Origin of the sequence: Sulfitobacter sp. 1A13353 (genome assembly GCF_043557255.1) — a bacterium.
In the GTDB taxonomy this organism is placed as follows: domain Bacteria; phylum Pseudomonadota; class Alphaproteobacteria; order Rhodobacterales; family Rhodobacteraceae; genus Sulfitobacter; species Sulfitobacter faviae.
Genome location: NZ_JBIFFS010000002.1, coordinates 48,626 through 61,605, shown reverse-complemented (window position 1 = coordinate 61,605; position 12,980 = coordinate 48,626). Strand labels below are relative to the sequence as shown.

General features: G+C 61.9%; 17 protein-coding genes. All 17 read left to right on the top strand.

The window, feature by feature from the left end:
• Positions 1-49: 49 nt before the first annotated feature.
• The 17 genes from ACGYLO_RS04090 (at position 50) to ACGYLO_RS04010 (ending at position 12,868) form a co-directional block, all read left to right on the top strand.
• The gene (locus tag ACGYLO_RS04090; protein WP_067263411.1) at positions 50-415 is read left to right on the top strand and encodes an NADH-quinone oxidoreductase subunit A; all 366 of its coding nucleotides are present in this window, start codon (positions 50-52) and stop codon (positions 413-415) included.
• A complete protein-coding gene (locus ACGYLO_RS04085) occupies positions 406-1,020 on the top strand; it encodes an NADH-quinone oxidoreductase subunit B family protein (RefSeq protein WP_231886322.1) in 615 nt (204 codons plus the stop codon). The genes ACGYLO_RS04090 and ACGYLO_RS04085 overlap by 10 nt, the downstream gene beginning before the upstream one ends.
• A 101-nt stretch (positions 1,021-1,121) precedes the next feature.
• The gene (locus ACGYLO_RS04080) at positions 1,122-1,751 is read left to right on the top strand and encodes an NADH-quinone oxidoreductase subunit C (protein WP_271687646.1); all 630 of its coding nucleotides are present in this window, start codon (positions 1,122-1,124) and stop codon (positions 1,749-1,751) included.
• The gene (locus tag ACGYLO_RS04075) at positions 1,751-1,924 is read left to right on the top strand and encodes a hypothetical protein (protein ID WP_271687645.1); all 174 of its coding nucleotides are present in this window, start codon (positions 1,751-1,753) and stop codon (positions 1,922-1,924) included. Before ACGYLO_RS04080 ends, ACGYLO_RS04075 begins: the two co-directional genes overlap by 1 nt.
• Positions 1,924-3,168, top strand: coding sequence for an NADH-quinone oxidoreductase subunit D (locus ACGYLO_RS04070; RefSeq protein ID WP_271687644.1), 1,245 nt, complete (start codon positions 1,924-1,926; stop codon positions 3,166-3,168). Before ACGYLO_RS04075 ends, ACGYLO_RS04070 begins: the two co-directional genes overlap by 1 nt.
• 79 nt (positions 3,169-3,247) lie before the next feature.
• The gene (locus ACGYLO_RS04065) at positions 3,248-4,399 is read left to right on the top strand and encodes an NADH-quinone oxidoreductase subunit E (protein WP_271687642.1); all 1,152 of its coding nucleotides are present in this window, start codon (positions 3,248-3,250) and stop codon (positions 4,397-4,399) included.
• A gap of 92 nt (positions 4,400-4,491) precedes the next feature.
• Positions 4,492-5,364, top strand: a complete 873-nt coding sequence (locus ACGYLO_RS04060; RefSeq protein ID WP_271687641.1) for a hypothetical protein — start codon at positions 4,492-4,494, stop codon at positions 5,362-5,364.
• An 18-nt stretch (positions 5,365-5,382) separates the two neighbouring features.
• The gene (locus tag ACGYLO_RS04055; RefSeq protein WP_067263425.1) at positions 5,383-5,616 is read left to right on the top strand and encodes a DUF5337 domain-containing protein; all 234 of its coding nucleotides are present in this window, start codon (positions 5,383-5,385) and stop codon (positions 5,614-5,616) included.
• Positions 5,617-5,621: 5 nt separating this feature from the next.
• A complete protein-coding gene (nuoF, locus tag ACGYLO_RS04050) occupies positions 5,622-6,917 on the top strand; it encodes an NADH-quinone oxidoreductase subunit NuoF (RefSeq protein ID WP_209218008.1) in 1,296 nt (431 codons plus the stop codon).
• Between the two features lie 138 nt (positions 6,918-7,055).
• Positions 7,056-7,382, top strand: a complete 327-nt coding sequence (locus tag ACGYLO_RS04045) for a hypothetical protein (protein WP_394376356.1) — start codon at positions 7,056-7,058, stop codon at positions 7,380-7,382.
• Between the two features lie 120 nt (positions 7,383-7,502).
• Positions 7,503-7,913, top strand: coding sequence for a DUF5333 domain-containing protein (locus ACGYLO_RS04040; protein ID WP_067263433.1), 411 nt, complete (start codon positions 7,503-7,505; stop codon positions 7,911-7,913).
• A 4-nt stretch (positions 7,914-7,917) separates the two neighbouring features.
• Positions 7,918-9,933, top strand: a complete 2,016-nt coding sequence (nuoG, locus tag ACGYLO_RS04035; protein ID WP_394376355.1) for an NADH-quinone oxidoreductase subunit NuoG — start codon at positions 7,918-7,920, stop codon at positions 9,931-9,933.
• 5 nt (positions 9,934-9,938) lie between these two features.
• Positions 9,939-10,313: a hypothetical protein gene (locus ACGYLO_RS04030; RefSeq protein WP_067263450.1), complete on the top strand. Its 375-nt coding sequence runs from the start codon at positions 9,939-9,941 to the stop codon at positions 10,311-10,313.
• A gap of 6 nt (positions 10,314-10,319) precedes the next feature.
• Positions 10,320-11,360 (top strand): NADH-quinone oxidoreductase subunit NuoH, encoded by a 1,041-nt coding sequence (nuoH, locus tag ACGYLO_RS04025; RefSeq protein WP_067263452.1) that lies wholly within the window; start codon positions 10,320-10,322, stop codon positions 11,358-11,360.
• 1 nt (position 11,361) lies between these two features.
• The gene (gene nuoI, locus ACGYLO_RS04020; RefSeq protein ID WP_067263454.1) at positions 11,362-11,856 is read left to right on the top strand and encodes an NADH-quinone oxidoreductase subunit NuoI; all 495 of its coding nucleotides are present in this window, start codon (positions 11,362-11,364) and stop codon (positions 11,854-11,856) included.
• Positions 11,853-12,269 (top strand): carboxymuconolactone decarboxylase family protein, encoded by a 417-nt coding sequence (locus tag ACGYLO_RS04015; protein WP_093926559.1) that lies wholly within the window; start codon positions 11,853-11,855, stop codon positions 12,267-12,269. The genes nuoI and ACGYLO_RS04015 overlap by 4 nt, the downstream gene beginning before the upstream one ends.
• On the top strand, positions 12,266-12,868 hold the full coding sequence (locus ACGYLO_RS04010) for an NADH-quinone oxidoreductase subunit J (protein ID WP_067268146.1): 603 nt from the start codon (positions 12,266-12,268) through the stop codon (positions 12,866-12,868). Before ACGYLO_RS04015 ends, ACGYLO_RS04010 begins: the two co-directional genes overlap by 4 nt.
• The last annotated feature ends 112 nt before the right edge of the window (positions 12,869-12,980 follow it).

Sequence of the window (12,980 nt, the reverse complement as noted above, 5' to 3'; positions counted from 1 at the left end):
GGGCTTTTGGCCTTTGCCTCATGCCGCGCACCGCGAAAGGAGCATCCCCTTGGACGACATGCTGCGGGAATACCTGCCCATCCTCGTTTTTCTGGCCGTGGCGATTGGCCTTGGCCTTGTGCTGATCCTCGCCGCTGTGGTCGTGGCCGTGCGCAATCCTGACCCGGAGAAGGTCTCGGCCTATGAATGCGGGTTCAACGCATTCGACGATGCGCGGATGAAGTTTGACGTGCGTTTCTATCTAGTCTCGATCCTCTTCATCATCTTCGACCTCGAAATCGCCTTCCTCTTTCCATGGGCCGTGGCCTTTAAAGAGGTGAGCATGGTGGGCTTCTGGTCGATGATGGTGTTCTTGGGCGTGCTGACGGCGGGCTTCGCCTATGAATGGAAGAAGGGAGCGCTGGAATGGCAGTAAAAGATGACGCACTCGTCACCCCGGTGATGGGCGATGGCCACCAAAGCCCACGGGTTAAATCCGGTGCCTCCGCCCCTGCGGCCTACGGTCAATATGGCGCGGGGCCGGACCCTGAGTTCGCCACCCAAAGCCTGAATGCCGAGTTGCAGGACAAGGGCTTCCTGCTGACTTCGACCGAAGACATCATCAACTGGGCGCGCACGGGCAGCTTGCACTGGATGACCTTCGGTCTGGCCTGCTGCGCGGTTGAGATGATGCACAGCTCCATGCCGCGCTATGACCTTGAGCGTTTTGGCACCGCGCCACGCGCCTCTCCGCGGCAGTCGGACCTGATGATCGTCGCGGGCACGCTGACCAACAAGATGGCCCCGGCGCTGCGCAAGGTCTATGACCAGATGCCAGAGCCGCGCTATGTGATCTCGATGGGGTCCTGCGCCAATGGCGGCGGTTACTATCACTACAGCTATTCGGTCGTGCGCGGCTGTGACCGCATCGTGCCGGTCGATGTCTATGTGCCCGGCTGCCCGCCGACGGCGGAAGCACTGCTTTATGGTATCCTCCAGTTGCAGCGCAAAATTCGCCGCACCGGGACGATCGTGCGCTAAGGCAACCGCCTGCGCCGCAAGCGGGGCAGGCAGAAGGACAAAGCGCCAAAGGCGCGGGACAGTGAGATGGCGTTGATCGGCGCGTGGAAGGAAGATTTGCGATGAGCGAACAACTGCAGGAACTTGGGGCCTATATCGAAGCCAAACGCCCCGATTGCGTGCTCGGATGGGATGTCACCAAGGGTGAGTTGAACATGGATGTGGCGCTGGCCAATGTCGCCGGGCTTGTCGAGTTCCTCAAAGGTGACCCGACCTGCCGCTTCTCGACTTTGGTGGACATTACGGCGGTGGATTATCCGGGCCGGGCCAAGCGTTTCGACGTGGTTTACCACTTCCTGTCGATGTACCAGAACCAGCGCATTCGCCTGCGCGCCGCCGCGCGGGAGAAGGACATGGTGCCCTCCATCACCGGCGTGCACCCCAGTGCCGATTGGTTCGAGCGTGAAGTCTTTGACATGTTCGGCATCCTCTTTTCCGGGCACCCGGACCTGCGCCGTATTCTGACGGACTATGGTTTCCGCGGGCACCCGCTGCGCAAGGATTTTCCGACCACGGGCTATACCGAGGTGCGCTATGACGAAGGCGCCAAGCGCGTGGTCTATGAGCCCGTGAGCCTCGTTCAGGAATACCGCCAGTTCGACTTCATGTCGCCGTGGGAAGGGGCCGATTACATCCTGCCCGGCGATGACAAGTCGGCACCCGACGGTCATGCGAGCAAGGACGCGAAGTAATGGGCGGGTTCGGCTGGCTGATCCTTTCGGCGCTGACCGCCATTCCGATGGTCAAACTGCTGCCGTTCTTCGGCATCAACAAATACTGGGCGGTGGCCTGTCTGATCCCGCTGGGCACGATTGCCTTGCTGTGGTGGATGGGCATGAAGCTGCAAGAACTGGAGAAACGGTAATGGACGGCGACATTCGCACAAAAGCCTTTGACGACGGGTCGACCGACTTTGAGTCCGGCGAGCAGAAGATTCGCAACTTCAACATCAACTTCGGCCCGCAACACCCTGCCGCACACGGGGTTTTGCGTCTGGTGCTTGAGCTTGACGGTGAGGTGGTAGAGCGTTGCGACCCCCATATCGGCCTGCTGCACCGTGGCACCGAAAAGCTGATGGAAAGCCGCACTTACCTGCAAAACCTGCCGTATTTCGACCGGCTGGATTACGTGGCCCCGATGAACCAAGAGCACGCTTGGTGTCTGGCCATCGAAAAGCTGACCGACACGGTGGTGCCGCGCCGTGCCTCGCTGATCCGGGTGCTGTTCTCGGAAATCGGGCGCATTCTGAACCACCTTCTCAACATCACCACGCAGGCGCTGGACGTGGGCGCGCTGACGCCGCCGCTCTGGGGCTTTGAAGAGCGTGAGAGCCTGATGATTTTTTACGAGCGGGCCTGCGGCGCGCGTCTGCACGCGGCGTACTTCCGCCCCGGCGGCGTCCACCAAGACCTGCCGCCCGCGCTGCTGGACGATATCGAGGCCTGGTGCGAACAGTTCCTCAAGAAGTTCATGGTCGACATCGATGAGCTGCTGACCGAGAACCGCATCTTCAAGCAGCGCAACGTCGACATCGGCATCGTGACCGAAGAGGACATTCTCAACTACGGCTTCAGCGGTGTGATGGTGCGCGGGTCTGGCTTTGCTTGGGACCTGCGCCGCGCGCAGCCCTATGAATGCTACGACGAATTCGACTTCCAGATCCCCGTGGGCAAGAACGGCGACTGCTTTGACCGCTACCTCTGCCGGATGGAAGAGATGCGCCAGTCGACCTACATCATCCAGCAAGCGATCGAGAAGCTGCGCGCCCCCGAAGGGCGGGGCGATGTGCTGGCCCGGGGCAAGATCACCCCGCCGTCGCGCACCGCGATGAAGACCGACATGGAAAGCCTGATCCACCACTTCAAGCTTTACACCGAAGGGTTCCACGTCCCCAAGGGCGAGGTTTACTGCGCCGTCGAAGCGCCCAAGGGCGAGTTTGGCGTCTACCTTGTGGCCGATGGCTCCAACAAACCCTATCGCTCCAAAATCCGCGCGCCGGGCTTCTTGCACTTGCAAGCGATGGACCATGTGGCCAGCGGTCACCAGCTTGCCGATGTGGCCGCGATCATCGGCACCATGGACGTCGTCTTTGGAGAGATTGACCGGTGATGCCGCTGGCGTCACCCCGTTTTGAAGAAATTTACGCCGGGGGCATCATTTGCCTCCGCCTGACCATAGGTTCGAACTAATGCTCCGCCGTCTACACCCTGACCAGCCCGACAGTTTTGCCTTCACGCCCGCCAACCAAGAATGGGCCGAAGCGCAGATCACCAAATACCCCGAAGGCCGTCAGGCCAGCGCGATCATCCCGCTTTTGTGGCGCGCGCAGGAGCAAGAGGGCTGGTTGACCCGCCCGGCGATCGAACATGTCTCGGAGATGCTGGGCATGGCCTATATCCGGGGCCTCGAAGTAGCGACCTTCTACTTCATGTTCCAACTGCAACCCGTTGGTTCCGTGGCACATATCCAAGTTTGCGGGACCACCTCCTGCATGATTTGCGGGGCCGAGGATCTGGTCGCCGTCTGCAAAGAGCGTATCGCCGCCAAGCCGCATGAGTTGTCGGCGGACGGACGTTTTTCTTGGGAAGAGGTCGAATGCCTCGGCGCCTGTTCCAACGCCCCCATGGCGCAGATCGGCAAGGACTATTACGAAGACCTGACCACCGCGCGGCTGAACGAAATCCTTGATGAGTTGAGCGAGGGGCACGTGCCCGTGCCCGGCCCTCAGAACGGGCGCTATGCCTCCGAGCCTCTGGGCGGGTTGACCAGCCTCACGGATCACGAAAGCGGGCGCACGCAGTATAACGCCAGCGCGCAAGCGGCGGTCGATATCGGCGATACGGTTAAGCGCATCGACGGCACCGAGGTGCCGCTGCTGACCCCATGGCAGCGCAAGCCCGACGCGCCGCAGCCTGAAACCGTGGAAGAGGTCGAAGCCGAAGAGCCGCGTCCCGCCGAGGGCGAAAGCGCCGACAAGACCGGTATCACCGAGCAGGAGGCCGAGGCCGCCTCGAAAAGCAAGCCGCGTTCCAAGCGCGACCCCGCGGGTGAAACCGTCGATGCCGCCGAGGCCGAGACTGACACCCCCGCGACGCCCGGCCAAAAGCCGGCACAGTTGGACGGCCCGCGTGAGGGCGAGGCGGATGATCTGAAAAAGATCAAAGGCGTCGGTCCGAAGCTGGAGCAGATGCTTAACGGCATGGGTTTCTACCACTTTGATCAGATCGCCCAATGGGGCCCTGAGGAGGTCGCTTGGGTCGACCAGAACCTCGAAGGGTTCAAAGGCCGCGTCAGCCGCGACAATTGGGTAGAGCAGGCCGCGCGCCTCGCAGAAGAATAAGACGGAGATTAACAACGGGCCAAGGACGGCACCCACACCACCCCGCAGAGCCATAAGCCGCATCGCCCGCATCAAGGGAGAGAAGGACAGTCATGACGGATATTTCGGAACGAGAAGCCTGCACCAAGCGCTGCTGGTGGCTGGGTGCCGGTGTCGGTTTGCTGGTGGCATTCCTGTTGCTGGCTTTCGGCATCTGGGGTCTGTTGATGTCTATTTTGGCCGGTGTGCTGGTGGCGGTGATTGTGGGCTATCTGGCGATGACCCTGCTGTGCAAAGACGTGCCAGCCGCCGCACCGCAAGATAACACGCGCAGCGCGGCAGCAGCATCGGTTGCGGCGGCGCCGACAGCATCGGACAGCGTCTCGCCAGCGGTGGGCACGGTCCCTGCCGGTGACGCAGGCATCGGGGCCGCGCGAAAGGCCAGCGCGCCGGTTGAGCCTGTGGCAGAGACATCGCCGAATGCGCCGGTGGCCGATACGGCTGCCGTTGAGGCCGCGCCGGATGATGTTGCCGAGGTCGATGTGGCGGGCGAGGAAGAACCCGCCGAAACCTCCGAGGAAACAACGCCGACGCCGCCCGTGGCCGACACAGCCGCCGTAGAAGCCGCCCCGGAACAGGTTGTCGAAGCCGAAGAGGCGCCCGCCGTGGTGACTACCCCGGAAGAGACCGTCGAAACCGCGCCCAAGGGGGCGACAGGCAGCGCATCGACCGATGGCAAACCCGCGCTGCTGGATGCACCCCGTGCGGGTGGGGCGGATGACCTCAAGCGCATTGGCGGCATCGGGCCGAAGCTGGAACAGACGCTGAATGAATTGGGCATCTTCCATTTCGATCAGGTCGCGGCACTTGAGGGAGAAGAGATCGACTGGGTCGATTCCCGTCTGCGTTTCAAGGGCCGTATCCGGCGCGACGATTGGATCGGTCAGGCCAAGGCACTTGCCAGTGACGGCAAGGCCGAGGGCTGATCGGGGTAAGAGAGAGACATGAGCGAAGCCGAAGACAGAGCGCTTGCCCGCAAGGGCCGCACCGCAGGGCTGGTCATTGCCGTGACCATGTGCTTGTGGCTGGCCATGCAATGGGCCGGCCCGGCGCTTGGCCTGCCGGGGCGTTATGCGCTGCTCTTCGACTTTGCTGCACTGGCCGCGCTTTTCTGGGCGATGGTCGTGATATATCAAATGTGGCAGGCCCGCCGGGCCAGCCGTGAGAACCAAAGGTAGGCATCATGCTTCAGGACAAAGACCGCATTTTTACCAACATCTACGGCATGCATGACCGCACCCTGAAAGGCGCGCAGGCGCGCGGCCATTGGGATGGCACCGCCGGGATCATTCAAAAGGGCCGCGATTGGATCGTCGACCAGATGAAAGCCTCTGGCCTGCGGGGCCGGGGCGGGGCGGGCTTCCCCACGGGTCTCAAGTGGTCCTTCATGCCGAAGGAAAGCGATGGCCGCCCGGCCTATCTTGTGGTCAACGCCGACGAATCCGAGCCGGGCACCTGCAAGGACCGCGAGATCATGCGCCATGATCCGCATACGCTGATCGAAGGCTGCCTGATCGCCTCTTTCGCGATGAACGCGCATACCTGCTATATCTACCTCCGCGGCGAATACATCCGTGAGCGCGAAGCCCTGCAGGCCGCGATTGATGAAGCCTATGAGGCCGGTCTGGTGGGCAAGAACGCCAGCAAATCGGGCTGGGATTTCGACATTTACTTGCACCACGGGGCAGGGGCCTATATCTGTGGCGAAGAAACCGCGCTGCTGGAAAGCCTCGAAGGCAAGAAAGGCATGCCCCGGATGAAACCGCCGTTCCCGGCGGGCGCGGGCCTCTACGGTTGCCCGACCACGGTGAACAACGTCGAATCCATCGCCGTGGTGCCGACCATTCTGCGCCGTGGCCCTGAGTGGTTCGCGGGCTTTGGCCGCGCCAATAACGCGGGCACCAAGCTCTTTGCGATCTCGGGTCACGTCAACAACCCCTGTGTCGTTGAAGAGGCGATGTCGATCTCCTTTGAAGAGCTGATCGAGACCCATTGCGGCGGCATCCGCGGCGGCTGGGACAACCTCAAGGCGGTGATCCCCGGCGGGTCGTCGGTGCCGCTGATCCCCGGCAAGGATATGCGCGACGCGATTATGGATTTCGACTACCTGCGTGAGCAGCGTTCGGGCCTCGGCACCGCGGCGGTGATCGTGATGGACAACTCGACGGACGTGATCAAAGCGATCTGGCGGCTGTCGAAGTTCTACAAACACGAAAGCTGCGGCCAGTGCACGCCCTGCCGCGAAGGCACCGGTTGGATGATGCGCGTGATGGACCGTCTGGTCTCGGGCGATGCCGAGCCGGAAGAGATCGACATGCTGCTCGACGTGACCAAACAGGTCGAGGGCCACACGATCTGCGCGCTTGGCGATGCGGCGGCTTGGCCGATCCAAGGTCTGATCCGCCACTTCCGTGATGAGATCGAAGATCGGATCAAACACAAGCGCACGGGCCGCGTCAGCGCGGTCGCGGCGGAGTGAAACCCTGCGCGGCGGCGGGCCTCACCGGCTTGACGCTTGGCGCAGGAGCGGCGATAGCGGGCGCGCGTCAGGCGCGTCCGTCCACAACAGGCGCGGGGCGATCGGCAAGGCCGGGCCATGGCGCAGCGGAGTAGGTCTATGAAATATGCTTTGACGGTTCTGACGCTCAGCGCCCTGCTGGCGGGCTGCGCCAATGATGGCGAGCGGATTGCCTTTGACGGGCAGTATTTCAACACCAAACTGCGCAAGGTTGACGACCAGCGGGATGTCTTTCAGGTGACGGTCAAGGACGCCGGCAAATCCATCGACGGCGCCCGTGCGGCGGCGCGCTATGAGGCGGTGAAATACTGTGTCGGCAACTACGGCAACTCGAAAATCGACTGGACCTTTGGCCCCGATGCCCCGGCAAGCGCGCTGCGGTTCGATGGCGGGGCGCTGACCTTTCGGGGGCGCTGCCCCCAGTGATCGCATCGGCGACATATCGCAGGCCTGCGGGTCTCGGGGGCGGTGATATTGAATATCACGGCCTGCGATCTCCATCTGTCAGACGGGCCGTTCCGGCCCGCTGCATGAAGGAGAATTGATATGCGCACCCTGATGATCGCCGTGATGGGCCTAAGCCTGACCGCCGCCACCGTGACACCGGTCGCCGCCAAACCGCCATTGCGCGAGGTGGCCGCCATCGACGATGCGCTCTTGGACATGGGCGTCGCCGACATCATCCGCAAAAACTGCCCCGACATCAGCGCGCGGATGCTGCGCGCGGTCAAGATGGCTTGGGACTTGAAAGGCAAGGCAACCGATCTGGGCTACTCCGACGCCGAGATCGACGCCTATATTGATAGTGACGCTGAAAAAGCGCGCATGAGAGCGCGGGGCGCCGCGTTTTTCAAGGCGAAGGGGGTCGATACTTCGGACCCGCAAAGCTATTGTGCGCTCGGACGCGAAGAGATTCAAAAATCGAGCCGGATCGGTTCGTTACTGAAGGCAAAGTGAGCTTATGAGCGATATCCGCAAGATCATCATCGACGGTAAGGAAGTCGAAGTCGAAGGGGCGATGACGCTCATTCAGGCCTGTGAGCAAGTGGGCATCGAAGTGCCGCGCTTCTGTTACCACGAGCGTCTGTCGATCGCGGGCAACTGCCGCATGTGTCTTGTGGAAGTCGTCGGCGGGCCGCCCAAGCCCGCCGCCTCCTGCGCCATGCAGGTGCGCGACCTGCGCCCCGGTCCCGAGGGCCAGCCGCCGGTCGTGAAAACCAATTCTCCCATGGTCAAGAAGGCCCGCGAAGGCGTGATGGAATTCCTGCTCATCAACCACCCGCTCGATTGCCCGATCTGCGACCAAGGCGGTGAGTGCGACCTGCAGGACCAGGCGATGGCCTACGGCGTCGACTTCTCGCGCTACCGCGAGCCCAAGCGCGCGACCGAAGATCTCGATCTTGGCCCGCTGGTCGAAACTCACATGACCCGCTGCATCTCCTGCACCCGCTGCGTGCGCTTCACCACCGAAGTCGCGGGCCAACACGTCATGGGCCAGACCGGCCGCGGCGAGGATGCGGAGATCACCACCTATCTCGGCGCGCTGATCGACAGCAACCTGTCGGGCAATATCATCGACCTTTGCCCGGTGGGCGCGCTGGTGTCCAAACCCTATGCTTTCACCGCGCGTCCGTGGGAACTGAGCAAGACCGAGAGCATCGACGTGATGGATGCGCTCGGCTCCAACATCCGCGTCGACACCAAGGGCCGCGAAGTCATGCGCTTCCTGCCGCGCAACCATGACGGCGTGAACGAGGAGTGGATTTCCGACAAGACCCGTTTTGTCTGGGACGGCTTGCGCCGCCAGCGTCTCGACACGCCGTATATCCGCGAAAACGGCAAGCTGCGCAAAGCCAGCTGGCCCGAGGTACTCAATGCCGCCGCCGCCGCGATGAACGGCAAGAAGCTTGCCGGTCTCATTGGCGATCTGGCCCCGGTGGAAGCGGCCTTTGCCCTGAAACAGCTGATCGAAGGGCAGGGCGGTGTTGTCGAATGCCGCACCGATGGCGCGAAACTGCCCGCGGGCAACCGTTTCGGCTATGTTGGCAACGCGCGGATCGAGGATCTGGACAACGCCAAGATGATCCAGCTCATTGGCACGAACCCCGCCGTCGAGGCGCCGGTGCTGAACGCGCGTATCCGCAAGGCATGGAGCAATGGCGCCGAGATCGGCCTGATCGGCGAAGCGGCTGACCTGACCTATCCGCATCACCATCTTGGCAACGACCGCGCCACGCTCGACAAGCTGATGGGCAGCGACTTCGACGAAGTGCTGGAGCAGCCTTCGGTGATCGTCGTCGGCCAAGGCGCGCTGCGCGAAGCCGATGGTTCGGCGGTTCTGGCGAAAGCGATGGAGCTGGCCGAGAAGACCAAGAGCAAGCTGATGGTTCTGCACACCGCCGCATCGCGCGTCGGCGCGATGGACATCGGTGCCGTGGCCGAGAACGGCATGGACGACGTGAACGCGGCTGAGGTGATCTACAACCTCGGCGCCGATGAGATCGAGATCGGCGAAGGCCCCTTCGTGATCTACCAAGGCAGCCACGGCGACCGCGGCGCGCACCGTGCCGACATCATTCTGCCGGGTGCTGCCTATACCGAAGAGCCGGGGCTTTTCGTCAACACCGAGGGCCGTCCGCAACTGGCGCTGCGCGCAGGCTTTGCACCGGGGCAGGCGAAAGAGAACTGGGCGATTCTCCGGGCGCTTTCGGCTGAGATGGGCGCGCAACTGGGCTATGATTCCATCGCTGAGCTGCGCCGCAAACTGACCGAGGCCGTGCCGCATCTGGCGAATGTCGATGAGGTGCCGGAAAACGAATGGAATGCGCTGCCTGCGGGCAAGCTGGGCGATGCGTCTTTCGCGCCTGCGGTGCGTGACTTCTATCTCTCCAACCCGATCGCGCGGGCCAGCCAGTTGATGGCGGAACTGTCGGCGCTGGCCGCCGCGCGCCGGGCCGAGCCGATGGCGGCGGAGTGAGAACAATGGCGCTGGCCCCCTTGATGCTACTGGCCGCCTGCGAACCGCAGGTGCCGGTGGCCGAGGATTTTATCCCCGATTACAAGGGGGTCGAAACCCAGCTTTTGGACGGTGATTTGGTGCAATTCAACGTGGCGATGACCAAGGCGCTTTCGGCGCAGGACGTGTCGGACTACGCCGAATGCGCCGCCGCGCAATACACGCTGATCCGGGGCTACGGTTTTGCGCGTCATGTGCGGACAAATGTGAGCGAAGAGGGTGGCATATGGCGGGCAGATGCTGTTTACACAATCTCGCCGAGCCTGCCCAAAGGCTTGAAGACAATTGATGCCGAAGTGACCGCGTTTCAATGCGCGGAACGCGGCATTCCGACGGTGTGAGGACTTATGGCTGATTTCTTTTACACGACCGGGCTTGGCATTGCCCTGCTGACGGTTGGGCAGGTGTTGCTGCTGGTGGTGCCGTTGCTGCTGGCGCTGGCCTTCCTCATGTATGCCGACCGCAAGATCTGGGCCGCCGTGATGATGCGCCGCGGCCCCAACGTTGTGGGCGTCTTCGGCCTGCTACAGAGTTTTGCCGACTTCCTCAAATATATCGTTAAGGAAGTGGTGGTTCCGGCGGGCGCAGACAAGGGGGTCTTCTTCCTTGCGCCGATGATTTCCTTTGTCATGGCGATGATCGCCTGGGCGGTGATCCCGTTTAACGACGGTTGGATCCTGTCGGACATCAACGTGGCGATCCTCTATGTCTTTGCCGTCTCCTCGCTCGAGGTTTACGGCGTGATCATGGGCGGTTGGGCGTCGAACTCGAAATATCCCTTCTTGGGCTCTCTGCGCTCCGCCGCGCAGATGATCTCTTATGAAGTGTCGATTGGTCTGATCATCATCGGCGTGATCCTCTCGACCGGGTCGATGAACTTCTCGTCCATCGTGGCGGCGCAGGATGGCGACTGGGGTCTGCTGAACTGGTACTTCCTGCCGCATTTCCCGATGCTGATCCTGTTCTTCATCTCGGCGCTGGCGGAAACCAACCGCCCGCCCTTCGACCTGCCGGAAGCGGAATCGGAACTCGTCGCGGGCTATCAGGTGGAATATTCCTCGACGCCCTTCCTGCTCTTCATGATTGGCGAGCTGGTGGCGGTGGTGCTGATGTGCGCGCTGGTGTCGCTGATGTTCTTCGGTGGCTGGCTGTCGCCGGTGCCGTTCCTGCCCGATGGCTTCTTCTGGATGTTCATCAAGATGCTGATGGTCTTCTTCATGTTCGCCATGGTGAAGGCAATCACGCCGCGCTACCGCTATGACCAGCTGATGCGGCTGGGGTGGAAAGTATTCCTTCCCTTCTCGCTCTTCTGGGTGGTCTTCGTGGCATTCGCTGCAAAATTCGATTGGTTCTGGGGCATCTACGCCCGCTGGACCGTAGGGGGCTGATATGGCTGCGACTGACTACACCCGCGCCGCGAAATATTTCCTGCTGGCAGATTACGCCAAGGCGTTCATGCTGGGGATGCGCTATTTCTTTGCGCCAAAAACCACGCTGAACTACCCGCATGAGAAGGGGCCGCTGTCGCCCCGCTTCCGCGGGGAGCATGCCCTGCGCCGTTATCCCAATGGGGAGGAACGCTGCATTGCCTGTAAGCTTTGCGAAGCGATCTGCCCCGCGCAGGCGATCACCATCGACGCCGAAGCGCGCGAAGACGGCAGCCGCCGCACCACGCGCTATGACATCGACATGACCAAATGCATCTACTGCGGTTTCTGCCAAGAGGCTTGCCCGGTGGATGCCATTGTCGAAGGCCCGAACTTCGAGTTCTCGACTGAGACCCGCGAAGAACTTTACTACGACAAGGCCAAGCTTTTGGACAACGGCGAACGCTGGGAAGCCGAAATTGCCCGCAACCTCGAAATGGACGCGCCCTACAGATGAGCGACCCCAAGAACCCTTTTGATGCGATGATGAAGCAAGCGCAGGAAATGGCGAAAGCCTTTCCAGCGATGGATGCTTTTTCGCCAAAAGGGTTCGAGGCGATGATGGGCACCATGCCGAAGGAAATGATGGATTTCTGGTTCGGCGACACGGTCAACAAAGGCGGGCTGGACGCGCGGACACGGCTGCTTCTGACCCTTGCCGGGCTGACCATGCAGGGCGCGCAGAATGACATGGCCCTTCGCCAAACCGTGCGCCACGCGCGCGAGGCGGGGGCCACGAAACAACATATCGTCGAGACGATCAGCCAGATGTCGGTCTTTGCCGGGCTTCCCGCGATGACCCGGGCCCTGGAACTGGCGCAATCGGTCCTAGACGAAGAAAAAGATACCAAGAAGGAAGACGGCGCATGACGGTATTTTCATTTTACCTTTTCGCGATCAGCGTCATCACCGGCGGGCTGTTCACGGTGATCAGCCGCAACCCGGTGCATTCGGTGCTTTGGCTGATCCTGTCCTTCCTCTCGGCGGCGGGGCTCTTTGTTCTGCTCGGCGCGGAGTTCGTGGCGATGCTGCTGGTCATCGTCTATGTGGGCGCAGTGGCGGTGCTCTTCCTCTTCGTCGTCATGATGCTTGACGTGGACTTTGCCGAACTCAAGGCCGAGATGGCGCGCTACATGCCGCTGGCGCTGCTGATCGGGCTGGTGATCTTGATGCAATTCGTCATGGCCTTCGGCGCATGGGAGCAGAGCGCGGCGGCGGAAAGCCTGCGGGCCAATGCGATTGATCCCGCGCGGTTCAACACCGAAGCCCTCGGCCTGCTGCTGTATGATCGTTACTTCCTGCTGTTCCAACTGGCGGGTCTGATCCTGCTGGTGGCGATGATCGGGGCGATCGTACTGACGCTGCGTCACCGCAAGGACGTGAAGCGCCAAGACGTGGTGGCCCAGATGATGCGCGACCCGGCCAAGGCGATGGAGCTGCGCGACGTGAAGTCAGGGCAGGGCCTGTAACAGACAGAATTTTTTGAAAATTCCGGGGCCGTTCTCTTTGAAAGAGAACGGCTGAACCAAGAGAGAGAAGGGACGTCGAAATGTCGAGAACAACAATCGTGGTACTGGTCGT

Bases quoted from the DNA above. Each gene is read 5' to 3' on its own strand.
- ACGYLO_RS04085 (WP_231886322.1), top strand. From the start codon at position 406: ATGGCAGTAAAAGATGACGCACTCGTCACCCCGGTGATGGGCGATGGC.
- ACGYLO_RS04080 (WP_271687646.1), top strand. From the start codon at position 1,122: ATGAGCGAACAACTGCAGGAACTTGGGGCCTATATCGAAGCCAAACGC.
- ACGYLO_RS04075 (WP_271687645.1), top strand. From the start codon at position 1,751: ATGGGCGGGTTCGGCTGGCTGATCCTTTCGGCGCTGACCGCCATTCCG.
- ACGYLO_RS04070 (WP_271687644.1), top strand. From the start codon at position 1,924: ATGGACGGCGACATTCGCACAAAAGCCTTTGACGACGGGTCGACCGAC.
- ACGYLO_RS04065 (WP_271687642.1), top strand. From the start codon at position 3,248: ATGCTCCGCCGTCTACACCCTGACCAGCCCGACAGTTTTGCCTTCACG.
- ACGYLO_RS04060 (WP_271687641.1), top strand. From the start codon at position 4,492: ATGACGGATATTTCGGAACGAGAAGCCTGCACCAAGCGCTGCTGGTGG.
- ACGYLO_RS04055 (WP_067263425.1), top strand. From the start codon at position 5,383: ATGAGCGAAGCCGAAGACAGAGCGCTTGCCCGCAAGGGCCGCACCGCA.
- nuoF (WP_209218008.1), top strand. From the start codon at position 5,622: ATGCTTCAGGACAAAGACCGCATTTTTACCAACATCTACGGCATGCAT.
- ACGYLO_RS04045 (WP_394376356.1), top strand. From the start codon at position 7,056: ATGAAATATGCTTTGACGGTTCTGACGCTCAGCGCCCTGCTGGCGGGC.
- ACGYLO_RS04040 (WP_067263433.1), top strand. From the start codon at position 7,503: ATGCGCACCCTGATGATCGCCGTGATGGGCCTAAGCCTGACCGCCGCC.
- nuoG (WP_394376355.1), top strand. From the start codon at position 7,918: ATGAGCGATATCCGCAAGATCATCATCGACGGTAAGGAAGTCGAAGTC.
- ACGYLO_RS04030 (WP_067263450.1), top strand. From the start codon at position 9,939: ATGGCGCTGGCCCCCTTGATGCTACTGGCCGCCTGCGAACCGCAGGTG.
- nuoH (WP_067263452.1), top strand. From the start codon at position 10,320: ATGGCTGATTTCTTTTACACGACCGGGCTTGGCATTGCCCTGCTGACG.
- nuoI (WP_067263454.1), top strand. From the start codon at position 11,362: ATGGCTGCGACTGACTACACCCGCGCCGCGAAATATTTCCTGCTGGCA.
- ACGYLO_RS04015 (WP_093926559.1), top strand. From the start codon at position 11,853: ATGAGCGACCCCAAGAACCCTTTTGATGCGATGATGAAGCAAGCGCAG.
- ACGYLO_RS04010 (WP_067268146.1), top strand. From the start codon at position 12,266: ATGACGGTATTTTCATTTTACCTTTTCGCGATCAGCGTCATCACCGGC.